The following is a 1,062-nucleotide window of genomic DNA, read 5'->3' on the forward strand; positions in this document are numbered from 1 at the left end:
ACCTGTACTCACCACCAGCAGGGGAAGTTGATCCCCGACCTTAACAATAGGATGCGACAACACCCTTCGTTTCAGTAATTCTCCGCGAGTTATCATGGTTGGCATCGCCATAAAAGCCATCGGTTGCCGAAAATTGCAGCCAGGCCGTTTTCATGAAACACCCCCACATAACGGTCTGATAGTACCTGTTATGTTCGTAAAATTGGTAAGCTCTGTTATAGGTCTCTGTTTGGTTGGGTGCATATTCATGGGCCGCATCAAAAGCATGTCCCAATTCATGCATGGTTACAACCGCTCTGTCTTTGAGCACAGCGTCATAGGTAGAGGGATCGTCTGCCATCTGCGCCCATGCATATCTGCAAAGGCTGGGGAAGTCGTAGCCCCCTGAGGATCCAACTCCTTCAAATTCGATGGAGTCATAACCGCCCAAATACAAGCCGAGATCCGCGGATTTCGAATTTAGGTATGATTCGGGGAAATATTTTTTGAATGTTGAGAGTGAAGAGTTGATAATCTGCGGATCGCTGGAGAGCTGCTGTGCCTTCGAAGTATCATATATGGGCACGATGTTCACTCCGAGGGTGTTAAAGTCATAATTGCAATACTGGATGATGGCTGCCGCTGTATCCTGCCAATCAGGCTCGTCTGTCATCCATTTGCTATCGGTAGCAACAAGAACTCTCACAGTGACAGTTGCACGCGGATCAGCCTGTTCTTCAAGCATTTTCTTCAGCGCATATGCTTTTTCGTCGATTGCATGAGTTGAAAGAAGATGGGAGTCGATGGGGATCGTGTCGCCTTCGGGAACAATATCCTTTGATGAGTACACATATTGTAAGAACGCACTTGACGATTTCGAATCTTGCATCGAGGTGCTTTCGATGAAATATTCGGTGTAATCAATAACAATTCTGCCCAGCAGAACTTTGTTACCAACCGTAAGAAGCACTTGGCTATCTTCAACACCAGCGAGACTGCCGGTGAAGGAATGGATCCCTTTAGCAATAGCTTCTGTATCAATCGTCGTCTCCTGTAGATCCATCGTGTAAGGCTGCCCTTCTA

1 protein-coding gene is annotated in these 1,062 nt (G+C 47.0%); it reads right to left on the reverse strand.

All coding sequences use genetic code 11. The annotated features are described in order from the left end of the window. Positions 1–40 precede the first annotated feature (40 nt). Positions 41–1,062: zinc-dependent metalloprotease (locus EI28_RS12525; protein ID WP_231476838.1), on the reverse strand; the 1,022-nt coding region annotated here is incomplete at its 5' end.

It is taken from the genome of Methanoculleus sp. MH98A, assembly GCF_000691865.1.
Classification (GTDB): Archaea; Halobacteriota; Methanomicrobia; order Methanomicrobiales; family Methanoculleaceae; genus Methanoculleus.